The organism is Pseudomonas poae (genome assembly GCA_028869255.1).
GTDB classification, from domain to species: Bacteria; Pseudomonadota; Gammaproteobacteria; order Pseudomonadales; family Pseudomonadaceae; genus Aquipseudomonas; species Aquipseudomonas poae_C.
The window spans coordinates 5,698,517-5,722,354 of the sequence record CP110972.1 but is presented as its reverse complement, the minus strand read 5'-3'; the positions used below and the strand labels follow the sequence as shown (position 1 = coordinate 5,722,354).

Genomic DNA, 23,838 nt, shown 5'->3' with positions numbered 1-23,838 from the left:
GCAGGCAAGCCAGCTCTCACATTTGACCGCGTTTATCCTGACGAAAGGCGTCCGAATGTGGGAGCTGGCTTGCCTGCAAAAAGGCCGTCAGCGTTTCGCAGCAGTATTGCCCTGCGCAACCACCCAATCCACCACCTGCTTATTCAACTGATCCCCTGCCTGCCCAAACGCGGCAACCACCGCCGGTACTTTGGTATCCGTCACCGGCTGGTGGATTTCAAACCGCCGGCTAGCCACAATCCGCTGATCACTCCCGCGCACTAACCGCGCGTCCAGGCGAATCACCACCTCCACCGCACTGCCGCGGTATTCACTCTGGAACGCCTGCAATTGCCCGCCCAGCTCATAGTCAGACTGCAGGTTGGTGTCGTCGGTACTCAGCAGCGTCACCCGACCATCGCGTTGAAAGCCATCCATGAAGCGGTTGCGCAACAGTACCGGCGACGGATCGCTCCAGCGTGAGTTGGCATAGCTGCTGATCAGGTCGCCATTGGGCACCACGGCAATGCGCGGGCTGTCGAGAAACTCACTGGTCTGTGGTTTGTTCACACGCAACGACCACGCCACTGGCGCGCCTTGATGGGGGGTCTGGGCCGAGGCCAGGCGGTATACGTCCGAAGGGTCGGCCTTGGGCAGGATCGAGCACGCACTGATCAGGGCCAACGCCACAGGGGCGATCATTTGGTAAGCACGCTTCATGGCGTGAACTCCTTGTTCTTGTCGCTGCCCAGCAGGTAACCGCTGGGGTTGGCTTCCAGGCGGCGGGAGATGGCGCGCAGCGAACCGAGGGTTTCGCGCAGTTCGCGCACGGCCGGCGCCAGTTCGTTGAGGCCCTGCATGCCGCTGTTCACCGAGTCCTTGTTGTTGGTCAGCAAGGTGTTGATGGTGGCGGTGCTTTGCTCCAGGGATTTCATTGCCTGCTCGGCGCTGCCGAATGCCTGTTTGCCCTGCTCATTAAGCAAGCCGTTGGCGCTGCGCATCAGCACCGTGGTCTGCTCCAGGGCGGCGCTCGCCTGTTTGCTGACCTGCATCAGTTGCTGCATCACCACCTTGATATCGCCGCGCTGGTCGGCAATGGCGCCGGTGGTTTGCTGCAGGTTATCCAGGGTTTTACTCAGGCGGTCGACGTTCTCCGAAGAAAACATATGGTTGGCGTTGTGCAGCAGCAGGTTAATGCTGGTCATCAGGTCGTTGCTGTTATTCAGCAAGCGGGCGATCGGCGAGGGTGACGCGATAATTTCCGGCAGGTTGCCGTCCTTGCCCTTGAGTTCCGGGCTTTGCGGTGTGCCGCCGCTGAGCTGGATGATCGAGGTGCCGGTGATGCCGGTCAGGGCCAGCTTGGCCTGGGTGTCTTCCTTGATCGGCGTCTGCCCGGCCAGGCGAATGCGCGCAAGTACGCGGCGCGGGTCTTTGGGGTCGAGGCGCAGGCTGATCACGTCGCCCACCTTGATCCCGCTGTACTGCACCGAGCTGCCCTGGGACAGGCCGCTGACCGCCTCGTTGAAGATCACTTCGTAATCCTGGAAGGCGCTGTCGACGCTGGATTTGGCCAGCCACAGGCCAAACAGCATCGCGCCGACCACCACGATCACGCTGAACAGACCGATCATCACATGATGGGCTCGGGTTTCCATGTCATACCTCGTTGAGCGGTTGAGCGGCATCCAATGCCGCGCGGCCCCGGGGGCCGTGGAAGTATTCGTGAATCCAGGCGTCGTTCGTTTCCGAGACGACATCAATGGCATCGGCCACCAGCACTTTCTTCTGCGCCAGCACCGCCACGCGGTCGGTGATGGTGTACAGCGTGTCCAGGTCGTGGGTGACCAGAAACACACTCAGGCCCAGCGCATCGCGCAGGGTCAGGATCAGTTGGTCGAATTGCGCCGCGCCAATCGGGTCGAGGCCGGCGGTGGGTTCATCCAGAAACAGGATGTCCGGGTCCAACGCCAAGGCGCGGGCCAGGGCGGCGCGTTTGATCATGCCGCCGGAGAGTGACGCCGGGTACTTGTCGGCCGCCGACAGCGGCAGCCCGGCCAGCGCCAGTTTGACTGCGGCCAGGTGCTCGGCGTCGCGGCGGCTGAGGCCAGCGTGTTCGATCAGCGGCAGGGCGACGTTTTCGGTCACCGTCAGCGAGGAAAACAACGCGCCCTTCTGGAACAGCACGCCGAAGCGCCGCTCGACCAGCGAGCGTTCATGTTCGGCAAGGCTCGGCAGGTTCTTGCCGAACACCCGCACTTCTCCTTCGCTGGGCCGGCGCAGGCCGACAATGCTGCGCAACAGCACCGACTTGCCGCTGCCGGAACCGCCGACTACGGCGAGGATCTCGCCCTTGTACAAATCCAGGTCGAGATCCTCGTGCACGCTTTGTTTGCCAAAGCGATTGCACAGGCCACGCACCTCAATCACCGCCTCGGCGGGCGCACGGTGTAAACGGCTCACCAGCCCATCTCCATGAAGAACAGCGCGGCCACCGCATCCAGCACGATCACCACAAAGATCGATTGCACCACGCTGGAGGTGGTGTGAGCGCCGACCGACTCTGCGCTGCCGCTGACCTTGAAGCCTTCCAGGCAGCCAATGGCGGCGATCAGGAAGGCGAAGATCGGTGCTTTCACCATGCCTACCAGAAAATGCTGCACGCCAATGTCCGATTGCAGCAGCGAGAGGAACATCGCCGGCGAAATATCCAGGGCCACGGCGCACACCACGCCGCCGCCGACGATCCCCGAGAGCATCGCGAGGAAGGTCAGCATCGGCAGCGCCACCAGCAACGCCAGCACCCGCGGCAATACCAGCAACTCCATCGGGTCGAGGCCGAGGGTGCGGATCGCGTCGATTTCTTCGTTGGCCTTCATTGAGCCGATTTGTGCGGTAAAAGCACTGGCGGTGCGGCCGGCGATCAGGATCGCGGTAAGCAATACACCGAATTCACGCAGGAAAGAGAAGGCCACCAGGTCCACGGTGAAAATCGTCGCGCCAAAGCTTTTAAGCACTGTGGCCCCGAGGAAGGCCACCACGGCGCCGACCAGAAAGGTCAGCAAGGCGACGATGGGGGCGGCGTCGAGGCCGACCTGTTCAAGATGCGCGACCATCGGCGTCAGCCGCCAGCGCTTGGGCCGGAAGATGCCTCGTGCGAAGGTCTCGAGGATCAGGCCGATAAAGCCCAGGAGTTTCTTGCTGTCCTGCCAGACCGTGTCCACGGCGCGGCCGATACGCGCCAGCACCTGGATGCCGGCCGTCTCTTCCGGGGTTTTATCCGGTACGCAAAAGTCGTTGAGGGAGCGGTAGACGGTTTTTAGCAGGGCGCGGTCGGCGGCGGACAAGCTGCAATCGGTCTGCTCGGCGGATTGCTCGATTCGGGTTGGCCCCAGCAACTCCACCAGCAGTGAGGCGCCGGCGGTATCGAGGGCGCCGAGGCCATTGAGGTCGATGCGTGCACCGGCGTCGTATTGGCCGTCGAGTTTGTCTGACAGCTTCTTGAGGCTTGCGTAGTGGGCAAGCGTCCAGTCCCCCGTAATCCTCAGCTGTGGCGGGGTGGTAGACGTATCGAGGTGCGCTGCGCCGGCCGTTGTACTGGTAGTCATAAGCTCCGAGCTTGTTTGGCTATCCACAATTGCTACGTAATAGCACGATCCTGCCTAGTTTGGGTTGTCCGTTTGTGCTGTGTCGGTCACTTTGAAGCGCAGCACACCGATCACTTGCCCGTCTTCGGTCAATACCTGTACCTGCCAGCGGCCAATGGCGTCGGCCGGGAAGTTCTGTTTGTGGGTCCAGGCGCGATAGCCCTCTTTGCGCCCGCCGTGGATATCCAGGGCAATGCGGTCGACCTCTTTGCCATTGAATTTCCATACATGGTAGATCCGCTCATCCAGCCCGCGTGGTGCGTTGATTGCGGTGTAGGCATACAGCCCGGTGCTGCGCAGTTGGGCGGCGTTGACTTCCTTGAGGTCATCGCCCGGCGTGCGGTCCTGCAACTGGGTGCTGATGGCCACTTCGGTCATCCACAGGGTCGCGGGCGGCACCCAACTGCGCAAGAACCAACCGGCGCAACCAATTGCGGCCGTGACCCCCAGCAACATCGCCCAGCCTTTGAGACTGCGCAGCGGCAAGCTCACTGCCAGGCTTGGAATCGACAACGCCATGGCCACGCCGAGGGCGAGTTTGTAACTTTCGGCGGTGGTCAGGTGCAGGATGATCGGCAGCGCGGTGAGTAGCGCGGCGAACAGTGTCAGCGTGTGCAGTGCGAGGAACAGCGAACGCTTGGGCGCCAGCCACTTGTAGTAGAGCGGGTCGGTGATCGACACCAGCGCCGCTGCGCCGAGCAGGCCGGTGAACACCGATTGGCCGCTGTTCCAAGCGGTGGTGACGAAGAAGAACGGCAGCACAAAAAACAGACTTTCCTGGTGGATCATCTGGGTCGCGTAACGCAACAGCGGCTCGGGGATTTCGCGCTTGAAGACTTTGGTGAACAGTTGCGTAAAGCTGTTTTCGAGCATCAGCCATAGCCAGCTCACCAGCATGATCACCGCGATCCAGCTGGCCATGCCCTGCTGGCGATCGACCAGGATGAAACTGCACACACCGGAGATAAAACCGCCGAGCGCAATCACCCCTGGGTAGCGCTTCATCAGTTCGAGAATGCGGGTGATCAAGCGGGTCAGGTTTAGCATTCGGCGGTTCGCAGTCTTTGTAGGAAAAATCCCAGACAGAATAACGTCTTAGCCCTGGGTCCGGTGCCTCATTACGCGTTCCGTTTGCGATAAAGCCGTGCACCGACCAACACAATAGCGATCAGCCCGAGTACAGCGGCGCCGATCCAGCTGAGCATGTCGTAACTCAGCAGCGGCTTTTCGATGCGCCAGTAGCCGGGCTGTTTGAATACCTGGCGCATGGCCTGGTTGGTCTGGTCCAGGCTCACGGCCTTGATACGTTTGACCGGGTCGCTGAAGTGGCCGTTGTTGTAGTCACCCGAGGCGCTCCAGTAGTAGTCGGCCAGCGCGCTGTTGCCCTGCACTGCCCAAGCCTGGCGGGCGATGGCCGCTTGTTGCAGGCGGGCGAACACGGCCGGGTCCAGGCCATTCTTGAGCAATTGCGCCTTCAGGTCCTGCAGCACCTGTTCGGCTTCGGGGAGGTTGTCCCGCTCAAGGTCGGCATTCAGGCTGAGGAAACCGACGCCGCCAAGCACTTCGCGTTCGCTCCACGGGCCGTAGGACAACGCGTGCTTGAGGCGCAACTGGCGGTACAGCGCCCAGTCCAGGTAATCCTTGAGCAGGTCATAGGTTTCATCGTGTTGGTCGTCCAGCATCGGCTCGGGGAACAGCCAATGCAGCTTGGCGTTGTCGCCCACCCAGCCGTGGATCAGCTCGCGATGGCCGGCGGCGACGTGCTGGATTTGCGGCAGCGCCAGGTGCTCGCTGGGCTCGACCGGGTCGAGTTGGCCATAGGTGCGTTCCAGGTAGGCGGGCAGCAATTTGTCGAGGTCGCCGACGATGATCAGCGTCATGTTGTTGGGGGCATACCAGTTTTTGCGCAGGGTCTCCAACTGCTCGCGAGTCAAGTGATCGACCTCGGCGCGTTCGGCGCATTTAAGCCCTAGCTCCACCGCCAATTGATTGCTCGCAGTGTGGCCCAGGTCCTGGCGGTCGAGCAGGCGCTGCAGGTGTGAGTAATGGCCGCCGTCTTCGCGCTCTACCACCTGTTTGGCCGCGTTGATATTGGCGTCGGTCAGCTCGGTGCGGGTAAGGATCGCCAGCAGCAGGTCCAGCACCTTGCGCTGGTTTTGCGCGGGCGCTTCGATCACAAATGTGGTGTCGGCATTGCTGGTGTAGGCGTTCCACTCGCCGCCCAGGGCTTGCATGCGGTCTTCGAGGTCGCCTTCGCCGCCGCCGTCGATACCGCTGAACAGCAAGTGCTCAAGCAGGTGCGGCAGCTCTTTGTCGGCGCAACTGAAGTCATCCAGGCCGACGCCCACCACCAGACGGATCGCCACATGCCCGCGCTCGGTGCCCGGTTTGAGCAGCAATTGCAGGCCGTTGGGCAAGCTGTAGCCCTCGACTTGCAAGCGGTCAAAGGCAAAGGCGTGGGCAGAGCCCATGAGCAGGCAAGCGAATAACAGGCGACGCATAACAAGCTTCCTGGCGAGTGAGGTCAGCTTTAACTGACTTCACGGGCCATCATCCGTTCAGGGCGAATGCGTGATGTCGGCAATATCTTCGGCGGAGAGCGCGCCGGTGTCGGACGTTTCCAACACTACATAAGCACTGCTGCAAAACAACGAGTTCAGACGTTTCATGTCGGCGATCAGCTCCAGGTGCAGGGAACTGGTCTCCAGGCTCTGTACGATTTTACGCTGCAGACGGCTGACGTGCGCATGGGCCAGGCGCCGTTCCTGGGCGCGAAAGCGACGTTTCTCGCGCAGCAATTGCCGGGCGCTTTCCGGGTCGGCACTGAGGAACACCGACAGGCCCAGACGCAGGTTGGCGATCAACTGGCTGTGCAGGCCGCTGAGTTCTTCCAGGCCGACTTCCGAGAATTGGCGGCGCTGGGAGGTTTTTTGCTGCTGGACTTTGCGCAGCATGCGTTCGATCAGGTCGCCGGCGAGCTTCAGGTTGATCGACAGCTCGATGATTTCGGCCCAGCGGCGGCTGTCCTGTTCGCTGAGGTCTTCGCGGGGCATTTGCGCCAGGTAGAGCTTGATCGCGCTGTAGAGCGCTTCGACGTCATCGCTGAGGCTGCGCATTTCCTGGGTGATGGCGGTTTGCTTGCCGCGCAGCACTTCCTGCATGGCGGTGAGCATGTTGTCGATCAGGTCGCCCAGGCGCAGGGTTTCCCGTGCAGCGTTGGCCAGTGCCAGGCTCGGCGTGGCGAGGGCCGCGAGGTCGAGATGACGGGGCTTGGCTTTGCCGTTCACCTCCTCGCGCTCCGGTAGCAGCCAGGCGCACAGGCGCGACATCGGGCCGATGGTGGGCAGCAGGATCAGGCAGCGGCTGACGTTGTAGAGCAGGTGGAAGGTGATGACCATGCCTTGGGCGCTGTAGTCCAGGCCATCCATCCACAGCACCAACGGGTCGAGCACCGGGATGATCAACAGCAGGCCGATCAATTTGTACAACAGGCTGCCCAGGGCCACCTGACGCCCGGCCGCGTTTTGCATGCTGGTGCTGAGGAAGGCCAGCACGCCGCTGCCGATATTGGCGCCGATCACCAGGCCGATTGCCACGTGCAAACCGATCACACCGGCGCCGGCCAGGGTGGCGGTGAGCAGCACGGCGGCCAGGCTGGAGTAGGAAATCATCGCGAACAGGGCGCCGACCAGGGCGTCGAGCAGGATGTCACCGGTCAATGATGCGAACAGCACTTTCACGCCCTGGGCGTGGGTAATCGGTCCGGCAGCTTCCACGATCAACTGCAGGGCGAGGATGATCAGCCCGAGGCCGATCCCCACCCGACCCAACTGCCCTGCCCGCGTCTGTTTGCGTGACAGGAAGAAGATCACCCCGAGGAAAATCAGCAGCGGCGACAGCCACGACAGGTCAAACGTGAGCACCCGCGCCATCAAGGCAGTACCGACGTCGGCGCCGAGCATGGTCGCCAGGGCGGGCATCAGGCCCATCAGGCCCTGGCCGACAAAGGACGTCACCAGCATGGCCGTGGCGTTGCTGCTCTGCACCATGGCGGTCACCAGGATACCGGCGACAAACGCCAGCCAGCGCTTGGACATGTTCTGCCCGATGACTTGACGCAAGTTGGAGCCGTAGACCCGCAGGATGCCGGTACGGACGATGTGCGTGCCCCAGATAAGCAGGGTCACGGCGGAAAGCAGATTGAGCAAGGTCAGCATGCTCGGCCCCCGTGTGGGTGTGCTCCAAAAGGAGCTAATGAGAATTGCCGCGTGCCGTTCTACGTCTTGTACTTAAGCTGTAGTTGGCGAATGGGCTCTGCGCCAGCATCGCATAGCTAAAGTGGGGATTGAAACAAAACTGTCATGAAGTCAGTTTTTTGCAGATGAAAAAATGGGGCGCGAGCGCCCCATTTCAGCAGCGGGTCCAGGTTATTGACCCGGAATGTCCTTGCGCAGTTTCACAGGGTCCTGCTGTTTCTTCTTTTTCGCGATGGCGGTGCGCATCTTGATATTGACCGCTTCCACCGCCAGCGAGAACGCCATGGCGAAGTAGACGTAGCCTTTTGGCACGTGCACGTCGAAGGATTCGGCGATCAGCACGGTACCCACCACCAGCAGGAACGACAGCGCGAGCATCTTCAGCGACGGGTGCTTGTCGATGAATTCGCTGATGGTGCCGGCCGCCAGCATCATCACCAGGACTGCAACCACGATCGCCGCGACCATCACCGGTACATGGGAGACCATGCCGACGGCGGTGATTACCGAGTCCAGGAGAACACGATGTCGATGATCGCGATCTGGATGATGGTGTAGATGAACTTGCCACCCTTGCCGCCTGGCTCTTCATGGGTTTCATCTTCGCCTTCCAGCGCGTGGTACATCTCCTGGGAGCTTTTCCACAGCAGGAACAGACCACCGAAGAACAGGATCAGGTCGCGCCCGGAAATGCCCTGGCCGAAGACCACGAACAGGTCGGCGGTCAGTTGCATGACCCAGGTGATCGACAGCAGCAACAGGATGCGCGTGACCATGGCCAGCGCCAGGCCGAAGATCCGGGTGCGCGCCTGCATATGCTTGGGCATGCGGCTGACCAGGATCGAAATCATGATGATGTTATCGATGCCCAGGACGATCTCGAGGGCCGTCAGGGTGAAGAAGGCAATCCAGATTTCCGGATTGGTCAGCCATTCCATGTGTATTCCTTTGAGCAAGTGTTAAACCGCGCAAGCTGCAGCGCCGCGCGGTTGAGTTGGTACGATTATAGAGTGCTGAACAGCGGAAAAATCCCCATCAGCAACGCGGCGAACATTATGCACAGGCACACCAGCACTGCCCACTTCAGGGTGAAGCGCTGGTGATCGCCAAATTCGATACCGGCCAGGGCCACCAGCAGGTAGGTCGAGGGTACCAGCGGGCTGAGCAAGTGTACGGGTTGGCCGACGATCGACGCACGGGCCATTTCCACGGCGGTGATGCCGTAGTGGCTGGCTGCTTCGGCCAATACCGGCAGTACGCCGTAGTAGAACGCATCGTTGGACATGAAGAAGGTAAACGGCATGCTCACCAGCGCGGTGATCACGGCCAGGTACGGACCCAGCGCGTCAGGGATGACCGCCAGCAGGCTCTTGGACATGGCATCGACCATGCCGGTGCCCGACAGGATGCCGGTGAAGATACCCGCAGCGAAGATCAACCCCACTACTGCCAGTACGCTGCCTGCGTGGGCGGCGACGCGGTCTTTCTGCATTTGCAGGCAAGGGTAGTTGACGATCATCGCGATACTGAACGCCACCATGAACAGCACCGGCAACGGCAACAGGCCGGCGATCAGGGTGCACATCAGGGCGAAGGTCAGGGCGCCGTTGAACCAGATCAGCTTCGGACGGCGGGCGTCCGGGAATTGCGACACGCTGATTTCACTGTGATCGATCTCGTCGCCTTGCAGGTGCAATTCGCCCAGGCGAGCGCGTTCACGTTTGCCGTACATGTAAGCAATCACGAGGATTGCCACCACACCGGCAGCCATGGCCGGGATCATCGGTACGAAGATGTCCGATGGGTCCACATGCAGTGCACTCGCGGCACGGGCGGTCGGGCCGCCCCAGGGCGTCATGTTCATCACGCCACCGGCGAGGATGATCAGGCCGGCCATGATCCGTGGGCTCATGCCGATGCGCTGGTACAGCGGCAGCATGGCGGCCACGCAGATCATGTAGGTGGTGGCGCCGTCACCGTCGAGCGATACCACCAGGGCCAGCACGGCGGTGCCGACCGAAACCTTCAGCGGGTCGCCCTTGACCATCTTGAGGATCTTGCGCACGGCCGGGTCAAACAGGCCGGAGTCGATCATCAGGGCAAAGTAGAGAATGGCGAACATCAGCATCACGCCCGTCGGCGCAAGCTTGGTGATGCCCGCGAGCATCATCGGGCCGATCTCCGGTGCAAAGCCACCAAACAGGGCGAACAGGATCGGCACGATGATCAGGGCGATCAGCGCGGACAGGCGCTTGGTCATGATCAGGTACATGAACGTGATGACCATGGCAAAGCCAAGGAAAGTCAGCATAGGAATACTCCAGGCGTAGCGCGGCTAGGGAATGGCGAACCGGGTTGGGGTCAGCGCAGAACGACAGGCACGAGGCGTACGGGGGGAGTTGGGGCAAACAGGCGGGTACGAGCGGACATCAGGATCACCATTGTTGTTGTAAACAGCCGGTCTGTTGCCGGCAGTGGGGCGATCCTAGACGGGGAAGCTTTCAGCCAGCTTTCGCTGAGCAAACCTGTGATGAAGGCCGACACGCGGTCTTTGGATTTATGTAGATCAAAATGTGGGAGCGGGCTTGCTCGCGAATGCAGTCTGCCAGTTGATGATGCATCGACTGGCAATCCACTTTCGCGAGCAAGCCCGCTCGCACATTTGAATTGTGTTTAGACGTAGGTGTCAGGGCAGTTCGAGACCACCCGCGGCCTTATGCAGCGCCCGCAAATGCTCACCCACCTGCTTGAGGTTGGCTTCGCAGGCGGCGATTTCGGCGGCGCGGGAAGGCTCGAGCAGCGCCCTCACCTCTTTATCCAGCTCGCCGGTGAGCGATTGCAGCTGCTTCTGGCGCTCGGCGCTTTCCGATTCCAGGCGTTTGGACTCTGACGGCTGGGGCAGGCCGTAGCCGCCGCTGCCCAGCAGTTCCGCGGGGCGACTGAGGAAGCCGCTGTTGGCAAGAATCTGTTGCAGCGTGGCGTTGGCCTTCTCCATGCCGCCGTTCTTCAGCTCGCGGGCACCGAGGTAGCGCTGTTTGACTTCGTCCTGAGCCAGCATCAGCTGTTTGCGAAAGCTCGCCTGCTCCAACAGCAACAGCGCGGCGCTGGTGCGCAGGTCGGCCTGGGCAAACCACTGGCGGCGCTCTTCGGCGCTGAGGGACAGCCAGTCTTCGACTTGGGTCTGTTTGATCGGCAAATGTTTGCGCAACACATCGAACATCGCCTGATAGCGCTCGCGGAAGGAGTCGAAGTGATAACCCATGCGCAGCGCCTCGCGCTTGTCATTCAGTACGCTGGTGTCGGCCAGGCCACGGGCTTGAAGCACTTCGAGCAGGCCATTGGGGGTGATGTTGTCCAGCCCGGTCAGTTGCGGGTTGGCGCTGCCGCTGCGCAGCAGTTTCAGGCTTTCCACTGCGCAGTTGTTGGAAATGAAGAAATAGTTGCCGTCATAGCTCCAATGCATTTCGGCGGCATGTTCGACAGTGTCGTTGATTTCCTGACGTGTGAGTTTCAGGGGCACTGAGGCCAGGCCGCGTAGTTCGGTCTTGGTGTACTCGTCAATCACCTGAGCCAGCGGCAGTACAAACAGGCGCGACGGGTATTTGCCTACCAGGCCGTCCCAGCTCGACAGCTGTACGTCACCGACGAAGGCGCGATAGGACAGCACCAGGTGTTGGTCCAGGTCCAGCCGGCAATCCGGGCCACGCGGGCGACCGGGCGCGCAGATCACCAGGCGCAACATGCTGTGACCCCAACGGCTCACCAGGTTCTGGTTGGCTTCGGCGAGCAGGTAGTCGATTTCGTAGACCCGCTCCGGGTCGACATGGCCCAGCGGGGTCTTGGCGAAATCGTTACCGGCGTTGAGAAACGCGTAAGTCTTTTCGCAGGTGTCTTGCTCAGGCGGCGCCCACCCGAAGTGTTCCTTGTAGTAGCGGAACAGCGCGGGGCGACGGCAGGCGTAGCTTGGGTCAAGAAGAAAGTACTCCATGTTGACTGCCACGAACTCCAGCGGGCTGGTGGTTTCGTAGATGTCCGGGCTGCGTGCGACCTGGTGATTGTGCTGTTCGCGTTCGCCGCGACGGCCGACATATTGGGGCCAGCCGGCGAGGTCCAGCAGGCGCGGGTCGTCACTGAGGGTAAAGCGACGGTCGTTCTGGCCACGGCATTGATCGGGCAGGCCGATCAGGCCGGTGATGTTGTTCTGGCGGCTGCAGCGATTGATCAGCGCGCGCTCGTCCTTGGACCATAAACGTGCACGGTCATAGATGTGGGTCAGTTCATGCAGCACGGTGGCAAGCATTTCCCGGCGCACAGTGCCGTGGGGGCGATTGGTTTTCTGGGTGGCGGCGCTGCCGTCGGTCAGGCTGGCGAGCAGATTGCGGTTGAGGTCCAGTTCGGACACCAGCGAGGCTTGGCCGTAGGCGTTCTCGGGCATCTTGTCGGTCCAGCCGACGTCGATACGCCGGTCGAGCTGCTCGATAAAGCGCGGCGGTAACGAGCGCATCGCTTCATCGAGCAATGCCTGGCTGGCCTGCTGTTCAGCCGGGCTCAAGCCATCGGTCTTGAGCCGCAGTTGCAGGCTGGCCTGGGCCGCGCCGCCACACAGCAGCACAGTCCCGGCCAGCAGCCAGGCGACAAGGCGCCTCACAGTGCGAGGATAGCTTCGGCTAGGGTCTGGTCACTGGCATCGCGGGCTTCCGGGAGGCGGGTGCGCAGGGTGTTAAAGGCAGCTTCCAGTTGCGCGCCGCGAATTTCGCCATTGCTGGCGACGAAACTGGCTGCGTCATCGTGGGCTTCGCGCACGACTTTGGAGTCACGGATGGAGGTGGTGGTGTCCGAGGTGAAATCAATGGTACGGCCAGAGGCACGCACAACGATGTTACTGGTGGCCACCAGGGTATGTGCCTGGGCGACGTCGGCCAACAACAGCAGGCCAAGGGTGGCGGCGATCAGCGGGCTACGCATGGAATAACTCCGAATACAAAGATGGAAATACACAGATGATTATTGGACGAGAATTGCCTGTGCCAGTTCAAGGTCGCTGGCGTTAAGTTTTGGCTGGGTGCGGCGCAGATAATCCAGCGCGGACTCCAGCCGTGCCCCCCGCCACTGGCCGTCTGTGGCGACAAACGCAGCAGCATCATCCTGGGCGGCCATCACTACTTTTCTGTCGAAGGGCGCGGAAGTCACCTTGCTGGTGGCATACGCGCTCGCGACTGTACTCTGGGTGGTCAGGTCAAAGGCCGACGCCATGGGCGACCAACCGGCGAAAAACAACACAGGGGCGATTAACAGGCGGTATGAAAAAGCCATGGGACTCGACAACTGAAAGCGAGCGCCAAGGCTAGCGCAATGCCCGGGCGAGAGCCAGTGAAGGTATCAGGGAGCGACGGGCACTCCCCTCTGTGCTCCGGCTCAGATGGTCAGGATGGCCTGGGCCAGCTGCGCGTCAGTCGCGGTGTTCAGTTGCGGCGCTTGCTGGCGGATCTGGGCCAGCGCGCTTTCCAGCTTCACGCCACGGATGGCGCCTTCACTGGCGACAAAGCTGGCGGCGTCGTCACGGGCGGCGCGCACGACCTTGTTGTCACGCAGCGACGAGGTAGCGTCTGAGCTGGCGTCGGAAGTGGCTTTCAGTGCGCCGACGATGGAGTCGGTGGTCACGATGAAGCTGCTCGCGTTGGCGTTGGCAGCCAGGGCCAGCAAGGCTGCAGCACTTAGCAGACGAAGACGGGACATGGTGTGACTCCTGTAGATGAGCAAATAAGGTGGCGCAGGCCAGCCATTGGGGATCAGACGCCTGTTCCAGGCCGTTCGCCACGTGGTGGTCGGATATTAAGCCGCCGTTTATCCGTTCGGAAAGCCTCTTGACTGCCTAGTCACGCCAGAACGGCTTGGACAGCTCGGCCATTCTGTCGCTTTGGCTGATGCCGGCATCGGACAGTTCGCGAAGATCCAGCTGTGCCAGTTGGTTTCGCTCGTACGCGTGGCGCGCCGATTTGGCTAGCGTGGAGGCTGCGCGGCGTAACAGCCGCTTACAAAGAGAGGTTCGCGTATCCATGGTGAATGCCTTGCATAAGGGCCTGGAACACCATGGTGGGCGAAGGTGTTTGACCGTTACAGATACACCAAGGCGAAATTGTACTGCTTAACTGTTTTGTTTTTTGAACTGTACCTGTTCTTCTGAAAGCCTTCTGTTTGAGGGGCAAAAATCCGAAACACGCAAACAGCAAAGCCCGCCTCCGGTTACCCGGGGCGGGCTTTGTTTTGACAAATCAAGTTGCTGGCAGTGGACCCGATGGGTCAGGGCCAGCGAGCGCCAATCAGCGCCAGAACGGCTTGCTCAGCTCTTCGTAGCGTTGAGCTTCGCTGATACCGGCGTCAGCCAGCAGGCGTGCATCCAGACGGGCCAGTTGGTGGCGGCTGGAGATGCGGCGCTGCCACAACATCAGGTTAGCGAGAACGCGCAAAGGCAGGGAAGCCTGGGTGTTTACAGCTTTTTCTTCGAAGAACAGATCGGAACTGAGTGTACGTTCCATGATGACATCCTTCCGCTTGTGGCGGGATTAGGTAGTGGTTTAACTGATGCCAATGATCCTCTTCCAGCGCAAGACTCTCTAGATACAGTTCACTTGTATTGTGAGGGGCCAGTTAACTGTTTAAAGGGGCTGTACTGTACGGAATTGGGGCAACTGTACCTGTCCGCACTGAAATAGTGCGAAATTGCCGGTTTACTGAATATTCGTAGGATATTTCGGTAGGAAAAGACCGGTACAGCAGTACAGTTTTTTGAATAATGCGCGATCAGAACCTCGAGCTGATGAAACTGTGTTTGCATCAGCTCGAATCTGTATCAATCACGCCTTGAGCATATGCCCGGTTTCTTCCAGGTTGATGTGCCAACTCAGTGCTTCGCGCAGGATGTGCGGGGTGTGGCCGCCGATGGCGCAGGCGGATTCGAAGTACCGGTTAAGTGCGTCGCGGTACGCCGGGTGCACACAGTTGTCGATGATTACCCGAGCCCGTTCCCGTGGCGCCAGGCCACGCAGGTCGGCCAGGCCGACTTCGGTCACGAGGATGTCGACGTCATGCTCGGTGTGGTCCACATGGCTGACCATCGGCACCACGCTGGAAATCGCACCGTTCTTAGCAATCGACTTGGTGACGAAGATCGCCAGGTGCGCATTGCGCGCAAAATCCCCGGAGCCGCCAATGCCGTTCATCATCCGTGTGCCGCACACATGGGTCGAGTTGACGTTGCCGTAAATGTCGAACTCCAGCGCAGTGTTGATACCAATGATCCCGAGCCGGCGCACCACTTCAGGGTGGTTGGAAATTTCCTGCGGGCGCAGAACCAGCTTGTCCTTGTAGTGTTCCAGGTTGCCGAATACGTCGGCATTGCGCCGCTCCGACAAGGTGATCGAGCTGCCCGAGGCGAAACTCAGTTTGCCGGCGTCAATGAGGTCGAACGTTGAGTCCTGCAGTACTTCCGAATACATGGTCAGGTCTTCGAACGGCGACTCGATCAGGCCGCACATCACCGCGTTGGCGATGTTGCCGATCCCGGCCTGCAGCGGGCCAAGCTTGTTGGTCATGCGCCCGGCGTCCACTTCCTGCTTGAGGAAGTTGATCAGGTGATTGGCGATGCCTTGGGTGTCGGCATCCGGCGGCGTCACGGTGGAGGCGGAGTCAGCCTGATGGGTGATCACAATGGCGACGATTTTTTCCGGCGGGATCGGGATCGCGGTGCTGCCAATGCGGTCATCGACCTTGACCAGCGGAATCGGCGTGCGGGTCGGCCGGTAAGTCGGGATATAGATGTCATGCAACCCTTCGAGGTTCGGGTTGTGCGCCAGGTTGATCTCAACGATCACCTGCTTGGCGAAAATCGCGAAGCTGGCCGAGTTACCCACGGAGGTGGTCGGTACGATGTGCCCTTGCTCGGTGATCGCAACGGCTTCGATCACGGCGATGTCCGGCAGCTTGAGCTGGTTGTTGCGCAGTTGCTCGACGGTTTCCGACAAGTGCTGGTCAATAAACATCACTTCGCCGGCGTTGATCGCCTTGCGCAAGGTACTGTCGACCTGGAATGGCATGCGGCGGGACAGCACACCGGCTTCAGTCAGTTGCTTGTCCAGGTCATTGCCCAGGCTGGCGCCGGTCATCAGGGTGATTTTCAGCGGCGAAGTCTTGGCGCGCTCGGCCAGGGCGTGGGGGACGGCCTTGGCTTCACCGGCACGGGTGAAGCCGCTCATGCCGACGGTCATGCCGTCCTCGATCAGTGCGGCGGCGTCTGCCGCGCTCATGACCTTGTTCAACAACGAAGGCAAGCGGATACGATCACGGTACATGAATTGTTATCTCAGGCTACGGAAGCAAGGTGGGCAGTGTAGTGATTTCAAAAAATTTCGGCCCGCTACCATGGTCGAATGCCAAGCAGCGATTTAGAGCCTTTGGTCGGGTTTCATGAGGCAATAAAAAACCCCAGCCTACGGGAGGCCAGGGTTTCGAGTATTGCGCTGGCGCAGTGTTATTCGACGGCTTTGACCATGTCTTCGATGACCTTCTTGGCATCACCGAAGACCATCATGGTCTTGTCCAGGTAGAACAACTCGTTATCCAGCCCGGCATAGCCGCTGGCCATCGAGCGCTTGTTGACGATGATGGTCTTGGCCTTGAAGGCTTCCAGGATCGGCATGCCGGCAATCGGCGAGTTCGGGTCGTTCTTCGCGGCCGGGTTGACCACGTCGTTCGCGCCGAGCACCAGCACCACGTCGGCCTGACCGAATTCAGAGTTGATGTCTTCCATCTCGAACACCTGGTCGTAAGGCACTTCGGCCTCGGCGAGCAGCACGTTCATGTGCCCAGGCATGCGGCCCGCCACCGGGTGGATCGCATACTTCACGGTCACGCCACGGTGGGTCAGCTTCTCGGTCAGTTCCTTGAGCGCATGTTGCGCCCGAGCCACCGCCAGGCCGTAGCCCGGGACGATGATCACGGTGTCAGCGTTGGTCAGCAGGAAGGTGGCGTCGTCGGCCGAACCGGATTTCACCGGCCGCGCTTCTTTCGAGCCTGCCGCAGCACCGGCATCCGGCGCATTGCCGAAACCGCCGAGCAGTACATTAAAGAAGGAACGGTTCATCGCCTTGCACATGATGTACGACAGGATCGCGCCGCTCGAGCCCACCAGGGAGCCGGCGATGATCAGCATCGAGTTGTTCAGCGAGAAGCCGATACCCGCCGCCGCCCAGCCGGAGTAGCTGTTGAGCATCGAGACGACTACCGGCATATCGGCGCCGCCGATCGGGATGATGATCAGCACGCCCAGCACGAAGGCCAAGGCCAGCATCAGGGCGAAGGCAGTGAGATTGCCGGTGAACATAAAGGCCAGGCCCAGACCCAGCGTCAGCAGGCCAAGCACCAGATTCAGCTTGTGCTGGCCGCCGAACTGTACCGGTGCGCCCTGAAACAGGCGGAACTTGTACTTGCCCGACAGCTTACCGAACGCAATCACCGAGCCGGAGAAGGTGATCGCACCGATGGCTGCACCGAGGAACAGCTCCAGGCGGTTGCCCGCTGGGATCGCGTCGCCCAGGTGTTTGACGATCCCCAGGGATTGCGGCTCGACCACGGCAGCGATCGCAATAAACACTGCGGCTAGGCCGATCATGCTGTGCATGAATGCGACCAGCTCCGGCATCTTGGTCATCTCAACGCGCTTGGCCATGATCGAACCGGCAGTGCCGCCGACCAGCAGGCCGACGATCACGTAGCCAATGCCGGCAGTCGCCAGCTCAGCCCCGAGCTTATAGATGAGGCCCACGGTGGTGAGCACCGCCAGCGCCATGCCGAGCATGCCGAACAGGTTGCCGCGTCGCGACGTGGTCGGGTGCGACAGGCCTTTAAGGGCCTGGATAAAGCAGATCGACGCGATCAAGTAGAGCGTCGTAACCAGATTCATGCTCATTACTTCGGCGCCTCTTCTTTTACTTTCGGGGCTTTCTTCTTGAACATCTCCAGCATCCTACGAGTCACCAGGAAACCGCCGAACACGTTCACGGCTGCCAGGGCCACGGCCAAGGTGCCCATGGTCTTGCCCAGTGGCGTTACCGTGAGGGCCGCTGCGAGCATGGCGCCGACTATCACAATCGCCGAGATTGCGTTGGTCACCGCCATCAACGGCGTGTGCAGCGCGGGCGTAACGTTCCAGACCACGTGGTAACCGACATAAATCGCCAGCACAAAGATGATCAGGTTGTAGATACCGGGGGAGATAAGCTCTTCCATCGTCTGAATCCCTGTTTAGGCGTTTTTGCGGATGACTTGGCCGTCGCGGCACATCAGGCACGCGGCGACGATGTCGTCTTCGAGGTTGATTTCAAACTGCCCTTCCTTGGTGAAGACCAGCTTCAGGAAGTCCAGCAGGTTGCGCGCATACAAAGCTGACGCGTCGGCCGCAACGGCGCCGGCCAGGTTGGTCGGGCCGCAGATGATCACGCCGTTTTCCACTACGACTTGGTCGGCGACGGTCAGCGGGCAGTTGCCGCCTTGGGCGGCGGCGAGGTCGATCACTACCGAGCCGGGCTTCATCTGCGCGACGGTTTCGGCGCTCAGCAGGGTCGGTGCCTTGCGGCCGGGGATCAGCGCGGTGGTGATCACGATGTCGGCCTGCTTGGCGCGTTCGTGTACGGCCAGGGCCTGGCGCTGCATCCAACTGGCGGGCATCGGGCGTGCGTAACCGCCGACACCGACGGCGCATTCGCGTTCTTCATCGGTTTCGTAAGGCACGTCGACGAACTTGGCGCCAAGGGATTCGATTTGCTCTTTTACGGCCGGGCGCACGTCGGATGCTTCGATCACCGCCCCCAGACGTTTCGCCGTAGCGATTGCCTGCAGGCCGGCAACACCGGCGCCGAGAATCAGCACACGGGCGGCTTTCACCGTACCGGCGGCGGTCATCAGCATCGGCATAAAGCGCGGGTAGTGATGGGCAGCCAGCAGCACGGCTTTATAGCCGGCGATGTTGGCTTGAGACGACAGCACATCTAGGCTTTGGGCCCGTGAGGTGCGTGGTGCGGCTTCGAGTGCAAAGGCAGTGATGCCCTGCCCGGCCAGCTTGGCGATGGTGTCGTTGCTGAACGGATTGAGCATGCCCACCACTACGGTGCCGCTTTTGATCAGCGCCAGTTCGCTGTCGCTGGGCGCAACCACCTTGAGAATCAGCTCGGCGCCAAACGCATCGTTGGCGCTGCCAATGGTCGCGCCTGCCGTTTCATAGGCACTGTCGACGATGCTGGCGTTGAGGCCGGCGCCACTTTGAACAGTGACCGTATGGCCCTGGCCGATCAGCTTCTTGATGGTTTCCGGGGTGGCAGCCACCCGCGTTTCACCGGTCTGGGTTTCGAGAGGAACACCAATGTGCACGTCAAATCTCCTGCATGATCTTTTTGCTTTTGATCTTTTTGTAAAAAGGCCAGTGCACCGTGAGTGGCGCAGCTGGGGCGGCCGATCAGCACGATCCCGCTGAAATGACAGCGGGGCGCGGCATTTTGCAGGCGAACTTTACGGCCTTCAAGGGATTATGACGTGTGACGAAAAATTAACTACAAGTCACCCTGTGACTGATTGTCGCAACTCGCGGAAATAACCTCTTTAAATACAGGTGTTTAAAGGGTTGCAGAGGTTTTATCAGTGTTTCCCCATCGCCGGTGTGAATAGTTGGCCATGGGCAGGTGATACGCGCTGTAAGTCATAGGAATCATGGCCTTGAGCCTTATTTTTGTCTGGTGAGTACAGTCTGCTTAAAAGCGACATATACGTACATCTGTAGGCTCTTAATGTTTCTGACTACAAAGTCAGCAAGGCAGCGGAGCCCTTTAAATACTGAGGTTATAGCGCTGCGACTGATCGATCAGCCAGTCCCTGAAGGCGCGTAATGAGGCGGACTCGACTTTTCTCTCGGGAATCATCAGGTAGTAAGCCTTCGAACTATTCAGCGCGTCGGGGTTGGCGATGACCAGGCGCTTCTCCTCCAGCTCCCGCTGAATAAGGAACGGCGGGATCAGTGCAATTCCCATGTCATGCATGGCCGCCTGGGACAACATCGAGAATAGCTCGTAACGGGGGCCTGTCATGTCGCGGGGTATGTTCAATTGTTGCGCGTTGAACCACTGGCGCCAGGCATAAGGTCGAGTGGTCTGCTGCAGTAGGGGCAGTTCGGCGATTTCCAGCGGGCTGAACTGTGTGTGCTGGCCCAACAGGCGCGGGCTGCACACCGGCACAGGGTTTTCTCCCATCAGGCGGTGTGATTCGGTACCCGACCAGTCGGCATCGCCGAAGTAGATCGCTGCGTCGAACTCGGTGTCGGCAAACAGGAAGGGCCGCGTGCGGTTGGTGAGGTTAACCGTGACTTCAGGGTGCTGGCGCTGGAAGTCCTTGAGACGGGGTATCAGCCACTGCGTACCAAACGTCGGGACCACGGCCAGTTCGATGACGTTAGCGCCCTGCTGCCCCATTACGGACAGGGTATCGCGCTCCACCGCATCCAATTGCGCGGCCACGCGTCGGCTATACGAGAGCCCCGCCTCGGTCAATTTGACCCCGCGCCGTGAGCGTCGAAACAGCTCGACACTTAAAAACTCCTCCAGGCTTGCGATCTGTCGACAAATGGCGCCCTGAGTGATGGAAAGCTCCTGCGCCGCCTTGGTAAAGCTCTCGTGGCGGGCTGCGGCTTCAAAGCTGACCAGGGCGGTGGTGCTGGGGATCTTTCTGCGCATGTACCGTGTACTCACATGTAAAGCGCGTCTGCGCCCTTATTGATCGTTTCGAAGTGAGAAATTAGCACAACCCTATGCAGAAACCTCGTTTGCCCTCTGCGTTTGCTCGGCCTAGGCTGCATCCACGACTTCTGATTTTGAACGAGGACTTATTCATGGCTGGCAAGGCAAGCTTCAACTGGATCGATCCGCTGCTGCTGGATCAACAGCTCACCGAAGAAGAGCGCATGGTGCGTGACAGCGCTGAGCAATTCGCCCAGGACAAGTTGGCGCCCCGCGTGCTCGAAGCCTTCCGCCATGAAAAGACCGACCCGGCGATTTTTCGCGAGATGGGGGAAACCGGTTTGCTGGGCGCAATGATTCCCGAGCAATACGGTGGCAGTGGCTTGAACTACGTCAGCTACGGGTTGATTGCGCGTGAAGTGGAGCGCGTCGACTCGGGCTACCGCTCGATGATGAGTGTGCAATCGTCATTGGTGATGGTGCCGATCAATGAGTTCGGCACCGAGGCGCAAAAGCAGAAATACCTGCCGAAGCTGGCCTCTGGCGAGTGGATCGGCTGCTTTGGTCTGACAGAGCCTGATCATGGTTCTGACCCGGGTGCGATGCTTACTCGAGCACGCAAGGTGGATGGCGGCTACAGCCTGACCGGCGCCAAGATGTGGATCACCAATAGCCCGATCGCCGATGTGTTTGTGGTGTGGGGCAAGGATGATGCCGGCGATATCCGTGGGTTTGTCCTGGAGAAAGGCTGGAAGGGCCTGAGCGCGCCGGCGATTCACGGCAAGGTCGGCCTGCGGGCGTCCATCACTGGCGAGATCGTCATGGACAACGTTTTTGTGCCGGATGAGAACATCTTCCCGGATGTACGTGGCTTGAAAGGGCCTTTCACCTGCCTCAACTCTGCGCGTTACGGTATCTCTTGGGGGGCGCTGGGGGCTGCCGAGTTCTGCTGGCACACGGCGCGCCAATACACCCTTGATCGCAAGCAGTTCGGTCGCCCATTGGCGGCTACCCAATTGATCCAGAAGAAACTGGCCGACATGCAGACCGAAATTACCTTGGCCCTGCAAGGCTGCCTGCGCCTGGGGCGTATGAAAGACGAGGGCACGGCGGCAGTCGAGATCACGTCGATCATGAAGCGCAACTCGTGCGGCAAGTCCCTGGACATCGCCCGCATGGCGCGGGACATGCTGGGTGGCAACGGTATTTCCGATGAGTTTGGTGTGGCGCGTCACCTGGTCAACCTGGAGGTGGTGAACACCTATGAAGGTACCCATGACGTGCATGCCTTGATCCTTGGGCGTGCGCAGACCGGTCTTCAGGCGTTCTATTAATAGGAGCACGGCATGGGCGCGCTTTCACATCTGCGGGTACTGGATTTATCGCGAGTGCTGGCGGGCCCTTGGTCCGGACAGATTCTTGCGGACCTTGGGGCTGAGGTGATCAAGGTCGAGCGACCGGGCAATGGCGACGACACGCGTGCGTGGGGGCCGCCGTTTCTTAAGGATGCTTATGGCGAGAACACCTCTGAGGCGGCGTATTATCTGTCGGCCAACCGTAACAAGGAGTCAGTGACCATCGACTTCACGCGGCCGGAGGGACAGAAGCTGGTACGTGATCTGGCGGCCAAGTCCGACATCCTGATCGAGAACTTCAAGGTGGGTGGTCTGGCGGCGTATGGGCTGGACTATGCATCGCTGAAAGAGATCAATCCGCAGCTGATCTATTGCTCTATCACCGGGTTCGGTCAGACGGGCCCTTACGCGTCCCGTGCCGGCTATGACTTCATGATTCAGGGCTTGGGCGGGCTTATGAGCCTGACCGGCCGGCCTGAGGGTGATGAGGGGGCTGGGCCGGTGAAGGTGGGGGTGGCCTTGACGGACATTCTCACGGGGCTTTACTCGACGGTGGCGATCCTGGCGGCGTTGGCGCACCGGGATCATGACGGCGGTGGGCAGCATATCGATATGGCGTTGCTGGATGTGCAGGTGGCTTGTCTGGCTAACCAGGCCATGAATTACCTGACGACGGGGGTATCGCCAAAACGTCTGGGTAATGCGCACCCGAACATTGTGCCCTACCAGGATTTTCCTACGGCCGATGGCGACTTCATTCTGACCGTGGGAAATGACGGGCAGTTTCGCAAGTTTGCGCAGGTGGCCGGGCAGCCGCAGTGGGCGGATGATCCGCGCTTTGCGACGAATAAGCTGCGAGTGGCCAACCGTGCTGAGCTGATCCCGTTGATTCGCCAGGCGACGGTCTTCAAGACGACGGCTGAGTGGGTGTCATCGTTGGAGCAGGTGGGAGTGCCTTGCGGGCCGATCAATGATCTGGCGCAGGTATTCGCTGACCCCCAGGTCAAGGCGCGTGGGTTGGCGATTGAGTTGCCGCATGCCTTGGCGGGGATGGTGCCTCAGGTTGCCAGCCCGATACGGTTATCCAAGACGCCTGTGGAGTACCGCAGTGCGCCTCCTCTATTAGGAGAGCATACGGCTCAGGTGCTGAAGGATGTGTTGGGGTTGGGGGCGGCGAATGTAGCTGCGCTGAAGGTGGCGGGTGTTATCTGAGGCTTTCCTTCTATATAGAGGCGCTCGTTGTGTTGTTTTGGTGGTTTTTTAATCAATTCTAACTAATTGATATAAAAGCAAAATTAAGGGTTGACGGCAGATTCTGGAAGTCTATAATTCGCCCCACTTCCGGCGCAGTCGAAACGGAAAACTCCTTGGTAAACAAAGAGTTATGCGAGATTCGACAGCGAGATGCTTCAGTTCATCGAAGCCCAGAAGGAGTTGGTAGGGCAGTGTTGTTTGGCTCTATTAACGTTTCGATCTTCTCGGTCGAAAGCGGAGAAAAAGAGGTGTTGACAGCAGCGTGTAACGCTGTAGAATTCGCCTCCCGCTAACGAGAGATCGGAAGCGCAAGTGGTTGAAGTTGTTGAAGAAATCTTCGAAAACTTCTGAAAATAATCACTTGACAGCAAATGAGGCTGCTGTAGAATGCGCGCCTCGGTTGAGACGAAAGATCTTAACCAACCGCTCTTTAACAACTGAATCAAGCAATTCGTGTGGGTGCTTGTGGAGTCAGACTGATAGTCAACAAGATTATCAGCATCACAAGTTACTCCGCGAGAAATCAAAGATGTAACCAACGATTGCTGAGCCAAGTTTAGGGTTTCTTAAAAAC

The 23,838-nt window shown here is 60.0% G+C and carries 21 protein-coding genes and 1 pseudogene; 2 read left to right on the top strand and 20 right to left on the bottom strand.

Annotated features, from left to right (window positions below; translation table 11 throughout):
- Positions 1–87: 87 nt before the first annotated feature.
- The 20 genes and pseudogenes from LRS56_25935 to LRS56_25840 form a co-directional block, all read right to left on the bottom strand.
- Complete coding sequence (locus LRS56_25935) at positions 88–699, bottom strand: ABC-type transport auxiliary lipoprotein family protein (GenBank protein WDU62161.1); 612 nt, start codon at positions 697–699, stop codon at positions 88–90.
- Positions 696–1,634, bottom strand: coding sequence for an MlaD family protein (locus LRS56_25930; protein WDU62160.1), 939 nt, complete (start codon positions 1,632–1,634; stop codon positions 696–698). Before LRS56_25930 ends, LRS56_25935 begins: the two co-directional genes overlap by 4 nt.
- A gap of 1 nt (position 1,635) precedes the next feature.
- A complete protein-coding gene (locus tag LRS56_25925; protein WDU62159.1) occupies positions 1,636–2,439 on the bottom strand; it encodes an ATP-binding cassette domain-containing protein in 804 nt (267 codons plus the stop codon).
- A complete protein-coding gene (locus tag LRS56_25920) occupies positions 2,436–3,584 on the bottom strand; it encodes an ABC transporter permease (protein ID WDU62158.1) in 1,149 nt (382 codons plus the stop codon). The genes LRS56_25925 and LRS56_25920 overlap by 4 nt, the downstream gene beginning before the upstream one ends.
- A gap of 54 nt (positions 3,585–3,638) precedes the next feature.
- Complete coding sequence (locus LRS56_25915) at positions 3,639–4,670, bottom strand: DUF5924 family protein (GenBank protein WDU62157.1); 1,032 nt, start codon at positions 4,668–4,670, stop codon at positions 3,639–3,641.
- Positions 4,671–4,741: 71 nt separating this feature from the next.
- Complete coding sequence (locus tag LRS56_25910) at positions 4,742–6,124, bottom strand: pitrilysin family protein (protein WDU62156.1); 1,383 nt, start codon at positions 6,122–6,124, stop codon at positions 4,742–4,744.
- Positions 6,125–6,181: 57 nt separating this feature from the next.
- The gene (locus LRS56_25905; protein ID WDU62155.1) at positions 6,182–7,840 is read right to left on the bottom strand and encodes a Na/Pi cotransporter family protein; all 1,659 of its coding nucleotides are present in this window, start codon (positions 7,838–7,840) and stop codon (positions 6,182–6,184) included.
- Positions 7,841–8,050: 210 nt separating this feature from the next.
- Positions 8,051–8,817: pseudogene (locus tag LRS56_25900) on the bottom strand (TerC family protein).
- Between the two features lie 65 nt (positions 8,818–8,882).
- Positions 8,883–10,190, bottom strand: a complete 1,308-nt coding sequence (locus tag LRS56_25895; protein WDU62154.1) for a CitMHS family transporter — start codon at positions 10,188–10,190, stop codon at positions 8,883–8,885.
- Between the two features lie 375 nt (positions 10,191–10,565).
- Positions 10,566–12,527: a DUF4105 domain-containing protein gene (locus LRS56_25890; protein ID WDU62153.1), complete on the bottom strand. Its 1,962-nt coding sequence runs from the start codon at positions 12,525–12,527 to the stop codon at positions 10,566–10,568.
- The gene (locus tag LRS56_25885) at positions 12,524–12,844 is read right to left on the bottom strand and encodes a DUF2388 domain-containing protein (protein WDU62152.1); all 321 of its coding nucleotides are present in this window, start codon (positions 12,842–12,844) and stop codon (positions 12,524–12,526) included. Before LRS56_25885 ends, LRS56_25890 begins: the two co-directional genes overlap by 4 nt.
- Before the next feature lie 39 nt (positions 12,845–12,883).
- Positions 12,884–13,192, bottom strand: coding sequence for a DUF2388 domain-containing protein (locus LRS56_25880; protein WDU62151.1), 309 nt, complete (start codon positions 13,190–13,192; stop codon positions 12,884–12,886).
- A gap of 102 nt (positions 13,193–13,294) precedes the next feature.
- Complete coding sequence (locus LRS56_25875) at positions 13,295–13,615, bottom strand: DUF2388 domain-containing protein (GenBank protein ID WDU62150.1); 321 nt, start codon at positions 13,613–13,615, stop codon at positions 13,295–13,297.
- Between the two features lie 136 nt (positions 13,616–13,751).
- On the bottom strand, positions 13,752–13,937 hold the full coding sequence (locus tag LRS56_25870; protein ID WDU62149.1) for a hypothetical protein: 186 nt from the start codon (positions 13,935–13,937) through the stop codon (positions 13,752–13,754).
- 262 nt (positions 13,938–14,199) lie between these two features.
- Positions 14,200–14,415, bottom strand: coding sequence for a DUF1127 domain-containing protein (locus tag LRS56_25865; protein WDU62148.1), 216 nt, complete (start codon positions 14,413–14,415; stop codon positions 14,200–14,202).
- Positions 14,416–14,733: 318 nt separating this feature from the next.
- Complete coding sequence (locus LRS56_25860; protein ID WDU62147.1) at positions 14,734–16,227, bottom strand: acetyl-CoA hydrolase/transferase family protein; 1,494 nt, start codon at positions 16,225–16,227, stop codon at positions 14,734–14,736.
- A 179-nt stretch (positions 16,228–16,406) separates the two neighbouring features.
- Positions 16,407–17,843 (bottom strand): NAD(P)(+) transhydrogenase (Re/Si-specific) subunit beta, encoded by a 1,437-nt coding sequence (locus LRS56_25855; protein WDU62146.1) that lies wholly within the window; start codon positions 17,841–17,843, stop codon positions 16,407–16,409.
- Entirely contained in the window at positions 17,843–18,163 is a 321-nt protein-coding gene (locus LRS56_25850; protein WDU62145.1) for an NAD(P) transhydrogenase subunit alpha, read from the bottom strand. The genes LRS56_25855 and LRS56_25850 overlap by 1 nt, the downstream gene beginning before the upstream one ends.
- Before the next feature lie 15 nt (positions 18,164–18,178).
- A complete protein-coding gene (locus tag LRS56_25845; protein ID WDU62144.1) occupies positions 18,179–19,300 on the bottom strand; it encodes a Re/Si-specific NAD(P)(+) transhydrogenase subunit alpha in 1,122 nt (373 codons plus the stop codon).
- A gap of 452 nt (positions 19,301–19,752) precedes the next feature.
- Positions 19,753–20,652 carry a LysR family transcriptional regulator gene (locus LRS56_25840; protein WDU62143.1) on the bottom strand — a complete coding sequence of 300 codons (900 nt, stop codon included), beginning with the start codon at positions 20,650–20,652 and terminating at the stop codon, positions 19,753–19,755.
- Between the two features lie 155 nt (positions 20,653–20,807).
- Here LRS56_25840 and LRS56_25835 point away from each other — a divergent pair, with 155 nt between their 5' ends.
- Both LRS56_25835 and LRS56_25830 read left to right on the top strand, forming a co-directional pair.
- Complete coding sequence (locus tag LRS56_25835) at positions 20,808–21,989, top strand: acyl-CoA dehydrogenase (protein WDU62142.1); 1,182 nt, start codon at positions 20,808–20,810, stop codon at positions 21,987–21,989.
- A gap of 12 nt (positions 21,990–22,001) precedes the next feature.
- Positions 22,002–23,222 carry a CaiB/BaiF CoA-transferase family protein gene (locus LRS56_25830; protein ID WDU62141.1) on the top strand — a complete coding sequence of 407 codons (1,221 nt, stop codon included), beginning with the start codon at positions 22,002–22,004 and terminating at the stop codon, positions 23,220–23,222.
- The last annotated feature ends 616 nt before the right edge of the window (positions 23,223–23,838 follow it).

What these genes read in the sequence shown, in the direction of transcription:
- LRS56_25935 (WDU62161.1), bottom strand. Translation starts at nt 699, where the DNA reads ATGAAGCGTGCTTACCAAATGATCGCCCCTGTGGCGTTGGCCCTGATC.
- LRS56_25930 (WDU62160.1), bottom strand. Translation starts at nt 1,634, where the DNA reads ATGGAAACCCGAGCCCATCATGTGATGATCGGTCTGTTCAGCGTGATC.
- LRS56_25920 (WDU62158.1), bottom strand. Translation starts at nt 3,584, where the DNA reads ATGACTACCAGTACAACGGCCGGCGCAGCGCACCTCGATACGTCTACC.
- LRS56_25915 (WDU62157.1), bottom strand. Translation starts at nt 4,670, where the DNA reads ATGCTAAACCTGACCCGCTTGATCACCCGCATTCTCGAACTGATGAAG.
- LRS56_25910 (WDU62156.1), bottom strand. Translation starts at nt 6,124, where the DNA reads ATGCGTCGCCTGTTATTCGCTTGCCTGCTCATGGGCTCTGCCCACGCC.
- LRS56_25905 (WDU62155.1), bottom strand. Translation starts at nt 7,840, where the DNA reads ATGCTGACCTTGCTCAATCTGCTTTCCGCCGTGACCCTGCTTATCTGG.
- LRS56_25895 (WDU62154.1), bottom strand. Translation starts at nt 10,190, where the DNA reads ATGCTGACTTTCCTTGGCTTTGCCATGGTCATCACGTTCATGTACCTG.
- LRS56_25885 (WDU62152.1), bottom strand. Translation starts at nt 12,844, where the DNA reads ATGCGTAGCCCGCTGATCGCCGCCACCCTTGGCCTGCTGTTGTTGGCC.
- LRS56_25880 (WDU62151.1), bottom strand. Translation starts at nt 13,192, where the DNA reads ATGGCTTTTTCATACCGCCTGTTAATCGCCCCTGTGTTGTTTTTCGCC.
- LRS56_25875 (WDU62150.1), bottom strand. Translation starts at nt 13,615, where the DNA reads ATGTCCCGTCTTCGTCTGCTAAGTGCTGCAGCCTTGCTGGCCCTGGCT.
- LRS56_25870 (WDU62149.1), bottom strand. Translation starts at nt 13,937, where the DNA reads ATGGATACGCGAACCTCTCTTTGTAAGCGGCTGTTACGCCGCGCAGCC.
- LRS56_25865 (WDU62148.1), bottom strand. Translation starts at nt 14,415, where the DNA reads ATGGAACGTACACTCAGTTCCGATCTGTTCTTCGAAGAAAAAGCTGTA.
- LRS56_25860 (WDU62147.1), bottom strand. Translation starts at nt 16,227, where the DNA reads ATGTACCGTGATCGTATCCGCTTGCCTTCGTTGTTGAACAAGGTCATG.
- LRS56_25855 (WDU62146.1), bottom strand. Translation starts at nt 17,843, where the DNA reads ATGAGCATGAATCTGGTTACGACGCTCTACTTGATCGCGTCGATCTGC.
- LRS56_25850 (WDU62145.1), bottom strand. Translation starts at nt 18,163, where the DNA reads ATGGAAGAGCTTATCTCCCCCGGTATCTACAACCTGATCATCTTTGTG.
- LRS56_25840 (WDU62143.1), bottom strand. Translation starts at nt 20,652, where the DNA reads ATGCGCAGAAAGATCCCCAGCACCACCGCCCTGGTCAGCTTTGAAGCC.
- LRS56_25835 (WDU62142.1), top strand. Translation starts at nt 20,808, where the DNA reads ATGGCTGGCAAGGCAAGCTTCAACTGGATCGATCCGCTGCTGCTGGAT.
- LRS56_25830 (WDU62141.1), top strand. Translation starts at nt 22,002, where the DNA reads ATGGGCGCGCTTTCACATCTGCGGGTACTGGATTTATCGCGAGTGCTG.